General features: G+C 67.6%; 5 protein-coding genes. 1 reads left to right on the plus strand and 4 read right to left on the minus strand.

Going from position 1 to position 4,918, the window contains the following annotated elements; genetic code table 11:
• Positions 1-239: 239 nt before the first annotated feature.
• Together AC3AYF_RS18185 and AC3AYF_RS18190 are read right to left on the minus strand one after the other, a co-directional pair.
• A complete protein-coding gene (locus tag AC3AYF_RS18185; protein ID WP_487780141.1) occupies positions 240-818 on the minus strand; it encodes an alpha/beta fold hydrolase in 579 nt (192 codons plus the stop codon).
• On the minus strand, positions 815-1,621 hold the full coding sequence (locus tag AC3AYF_RS18190; protein WP_295041322.1) for an alpha/beta fold hydrolase: 807 nt from the start codon (positions 1,619-1,621) through the stop codon (positions 815-817). Before AC3AYF_RS18190 ends, AC3AYF_RS18185 begins: the two co-directional genes overlap by 4 nt.
• A 227-nt stretch (positions 1,622-1,848) precedes the next feature.
• Between AC3AYF_RS18190 and AC3AYF_RS18195 the strand changes: the two genes are divergently transcribed.
• Complete coding sequence (locus AC3AYF_RS18195) at positions 1,849-2,796, plus strand: AEC family transporter (RefSeq protein WP_298847983.1); 948 nt, start codon at positions 1,849-1,851, stop codon at positions 2,794-2,796.
• A gap of 91 nt (positions 2,797-2,887) precedes the next feature.
• Here AC3AYF_RS18195 and AC3AYF_RS18200 read toward each other — a convergent pair whose 3' ends face one another.
• The gene (locus AC3AYF_RS18200) at positions 2,888-4,465 is read right to left on the minus strand and encodes an aldehyde dehydrogenase (NADP(+)) (protein WP_487780142.1); all 1,578 of its coding nucleotides are present in this window, start codon (positions 4,463-4,465) and stop codon (positions 2,888-2,890) included.
• Between the two features lie 131 nt (positions 4,466-4,596).
• Positions 4,597-4,918, minus strand: a 322-nt coding sequence (locus AC3AYF_RS18205; RefSeq protein ID WP_295041412.1) for a FadR/GntR family transcriptional regulator, incomplete at its 5' end; no start/stop codon positions are given.

Raw genomic sequence — 4,918 nt, forward strand, 5'->3', positions numbered from 1 at the left:
ACTCTGATGCGCCCCAGAGGCAGATGATGGCCGCCGGAGACGAGCCGTCGCTCGAGCCTGTCGATCCGACGGCAGGCATCGCCGAGATGCGGCCGCCCCGCCAACACGCCGCCCGTGGCCTGCAACAGCAATACCGGCGCCCGGATCGCGGCCACCGTCTCCAGCATCTGGTCCGGCGTCCAGCGCAGCAGCGACGGCCAGGTCAGGCGCCGGTCGGTGCGCCAGCGATAGCGCCCATCCTACCCTCTAGCCAGGTTCCGCTCGACGATGGGCCGCGCGGTATCCGCATCGATCGGGGTGACCCCGCCACGAACCCGCGCCGCGACGGCGTCGTCCACGCTCGGGTAGTCGCCGGCACTGCCGCGTCGCCGCTCCCGTGCCCCCAGGGCCGCCTGCAGCTGTACCACCGTCTCGGCCGGTTCGTTGGTGGTCGAGGCGAGCCCGTCGATCAGCGCCAGCCGCTCCACTCGCGCCGGCATCGCCGCGGCGATCAGGCTGGCGACGCCCGCGCCCATCGAGTGACCGACCAGCGTCGCGGCGCGCAGGTTCAACCCGTCCAGCGCCTCGAGTACGTCGGGGACGTAGCCCCACAGCGGATAGTCGGCGCGTTCGCCGCGGTGCGGCGAATGACCATGCCCCGGCAAGTCCAGCGCTACCAGGCGAATGCCCAGCTCGGCGACCAGCGCTGGCGCCAGCCGAGCGAAGGACGCGGCATTGTCGAGCCAGCCGTGCAGGGCCACCCAGGCCGGCGCGGCCTCGTCGCCCCAGCTCAATGCCGCCAGCCGCCCTTCTCCCAGTACCGTCTCCGTTGGTCTCACGCGGTCTCTCCCAGCATCTCGTCGATGGCCCCGACGATGGCCTCGCGGGTGGCTTCCGGTTGTTCGAACGGGAACATGTGTCCCCCGGGTACGCAGCGAAGTCGAATGCCCAGCCGCTCGAGCGAGCGCCGGCGACCGGGCGTCAACAGGTCCGACGCCTCGCCGGCGATCACCGTCAGCGGCACCTCGAGCTTGCGCAGCACCGACGCCAGGTGATCCGGCAGGTGGCGAAACACCGCCGCTTCGGTTCGGGGCGCATAGCGCAGCCTGGTGGCACCACTGTCATCGTCGATCGTGGTCGCCCCGGTGACGTAGTCGCTCATGGCGGTCTCGGTGAAGCGCTGAAACAGCGAGCGGCGACGCAACGCCGCGGCCATGGCGTCGCGGCTGGGCCAGGTCGCGCGACGTTTCAGCGTCTTGCCAGCCGGTGTCACCCGATCGACGAACCCTGTCAGCTTGGCGGCCTTCAACATCCAGGCATCACGCCCGAGCAGCAACGGGGGGTCCAGTGCCACCACGGCCCGGAAGCGTTGCGGCTCCTTGGCCGCCGCCATGATCGACAACACCCCGCCCATGGAGTGGCCCACGGCCACGACCGGCGCTGCCAGCGGCGCGGTCGCAAAGAGATACTCTTCGCGAAGCGCCAGCCAGTTGCGTCCGACCGGATAGCGGGGGTCGTGGGCCAGACGATCCAGCGGGTGCAGTTCGAAACGGCCCGCCAACGGCGACAGCAACGTCCGGTAACTGGCGCCGGTGAAGCCGTTGGCGTGGGCGAAGACCAGTGGATAAGGCAGCATCGACATCCGAATTCCCTTAGACTATCGGCTATACATTTTTACCGCTTCACCTTGCCGACGCTATCGTCGACACGCTCGCCGAACGCGCGTTCGAAGCGTTTGCCAAAAAGGATTGTACTGTGTCTCGCAAAGGATCCCATCGCGATACTCGCCTGCGTAACCGATTATTCTGGGCCCTGCTGATCGCAGCGCTGATCGTCGGCTTCTGGCTGGTACGCGGCGGAGAGTGACCGATGGGGCTGCTGGCCGCCTTTACCCATACGCTGGAGATCACGCTTCCCGTCTTCCTGATGGTCTTCCTGGGCCTCGGTCTCAAGCGCATCGGCTGGATCGACGCCCACTTCATCACCACGGCCTCGATGCTGGTGTTCAAGGTCACCATGCCGGCACTGCTGTTCCTCAGCATCGTCAAGGCCGACCTGAGCCGTGCACTGCAACCGGACCTGATCGGCTACTTCATCGGCTACACCGTGGTCAGCTTCTTTCTCGCCTGGGCCTGGGCGATCTGGCGACACCCGCGGATAGAGCGCGGCATCTTCACCCAGGGCGCGTTCCGGGCCAACAACGGTATCGTCGGACTGGCGCTGGCAGCCGGCCAATACGGCGACTACGGCCTCTCCGTCGGTGGCGTGCTGGCCGGTGCCGTCATCGTCATCTACAACGTCTTCTCGGTCTTCATCCTCTCGCTCTACAGCGACCAGGTGGCCACCGACTTCCGCAGTCTGGCCAGGAACCTGGCCAAGAACCCCCTGATCCTGAGCGTGGTCTTCGCCATCCCGGTGGCACTGTCGGGCATCGAGCTGCCCGGCTGGGCCATGACCTCGGGCGGCTATCTCGCCGGCATGTCGCTGCCGCTGGGGTTGATCTGCATCGGCGGCACGCTTTCGATCAGCGCGTTCAAGCGCAGCAGCAGCATCGCTCTCGATGCCAGCCTGTGGAAGCTGGTCTGGGTTCCGCTGCTCGGCATTCTCGGGGCTCTCGCCATGGGCATCCAGGGACCCGCCCTGGGGATTCTGTTCCTCTACCTGGGCTGCCCCGGGGCGGCGGCCAGTTTCGTCATGGCCAAGGCATTCAAGGCCAACGACAAGCTGGCGGCCAACATCATCGTCATCACCACTTTCGCCTCCATGTTCACCTTGAGTCTGGGGCTCTTCCTGCTGAAGTGGCTGGCGCTGATATAGCCGCCAACCACCGTTCACCGAAAGAAACGGGCCGCTCTCTCGAGCGGCCCGTTTCACGGTCGTGGCAGGGATCGGCGTCCGGGCCGACGGTTCAGCCTTCGCGCTCGCCATCCAGCAGTCGGCGCAGCTTCAGCGGATTGCCCTCGCGAACGGCTTCCGGCAACAGCGCATCCGGCAGATCCTGGTAGCAGACCGGCCGCAGGAAGCGGAAGATCGCCGCCGTGCCGACGGAGGTGGAGCGCGCATCGGAGGTGGCCGGGAATGGGCCGCCGTGGACCATGGCGTGGCACACCTCGACGCCGGTCGGCCAGCCGTTGGCCATGATGCGCCCGGCCTTGCGCTCCAGGATCGGCAACAGCGTCCTGGCGGCTTCGAGATCGCCATCGTCCATCTGCAGGGTCGCCGTCAGTTGGCCTTCCAGCGCCTCGGCCACACGCTTGACCTCGGCGGCGTCACGGCACGCGACGATCAGCGACGAGGCCCCGAAGATCTCCGCCTGGAGCGATTCATCGGCGATCACGTCCTCGCCAGCGGCCACGAACAGTCCGCTCCGGCACTGGTTGGGGCCGTCGCCCTGCTGCCCCCGCGCGACCTCTCTCACCTTGGCATTCGCGGCCAGCGCACTGACACCGTGGTCGTAGGCATCGTGGATGCCCGGCGTCAGCATCGTCTGGGCGGCGCTGGCCTCGACCGCTTGCGCGGCGGCGTCGACGAACGCATCGAGATCCGGCCCTTCGATCGCGATCACCAGCCCCGGATTGGTGCAGAACTGCCCGGCCCCCATGTTGAGGGACCCAACGAACGCTTCGCCCAGCGCCTTGCCACGCGCCCTGAGCGCCGCCGGCATCAGGAAAACCGGGTTGATGCTGCTCATCTCGGCATAGAAGGGAATCGGCTCCGGACGGCTCTGGGCGATATCCAGCAGCGCCAGCCCGCCCTTGCGCGACCCCGTGAAGCCGCCGGCCTTGATCCGCGGATCGGCGACCAGGGCCTGGCCGACCTCGAAGCTGGCGTCGTGCAGCATCGAGAAGACTCCCTCCGGCAGCCCGCACTGCTTGACGGCCGCTTGCACCGCGCGTCCGACCAGTTCGCAGGTGCCGGGATGCGCCGGATGCGCCTTGACCACCACGGGACAGCCCGCGGCCAGCGCCGAAGCGGTATCCCCGCCGGCCACGGAAAACGCCAGCGGAAAGTTGCTGGCACCGAAGACCGCCACCGGGCCCAGGGCGATGTGACGCTGACGCAGATCGACCCGCGGCATCGGCTGACGATCCGGCAAGGCCGGGTCGACCCGCACGTCCAGCCATTCGCCGGCCCGCACGGTCTTGGCGAACAGCCGGAGCTGGCCGCAGGTGCGCCCCCGCTCGCCCTGAATTCGCCCCTGCGGCAGGCCGGTCTCGGCCACCGCACGCTCGATCAGGGCGTCGCCGAGCGCTTCGATCTGGTCGGCGATCGTCTCGAGAAAGTCGGCGCGAGCCTCGAGCGAGGACTCACGGTAGCTGTCGAAGGCCGACCAGGCCAGCTCGCAGGCCCGCGAAACGTCCTCCGCCGTTCCCCCGTGGAACTCGGTCGGCAGCCGTTCCCCGGTTGCCGGATTGATCGCCACGATCGGATCGCGACCGCCTTTGACGGCCTGCTGCCCGATCAATAATTCGCCAGTCAGATTCACGTTGCCTCCTGGATAGCGCTTGAATGTCCGGACGCCGGCGCCAACACGACGCCTCCACCCTCCTGGCGAGGGCGGTAGACGCGAAAGGACTGCGGTTGGCCGGCCCGAACGTCGGTCCGGGCCGGTGGGCGTCACGCTTGGGAATGATCCTGATACGCGGCGTAGTTGTCGTACGCCCGCTGAAGATGACGATACATGGCGTTGCGCGCGGCTTCCGCCTCGCCCGAGACGATGGCCTGCAGGACCTCGGCGTGCTCACGGGCAACTCTTTCAAGATAGTAAGATACGGCTTCGGGGTCGAGTTCCACGGACAAGAGTTTCGTACGCGGGATGGCGCCCTCGTGCAGTTGGTCGTACAGCGACACGAAAAACGGGTTGTGGGTGGCCTCGACCACCGCCCGGTGGAACACGTAGTCTTCGTGGCGCGCCTGACTGTCGGTCTTGCAGGCGGCC

It is taken from the genome of Salinicola sp., from assembly GCF_982684285.1.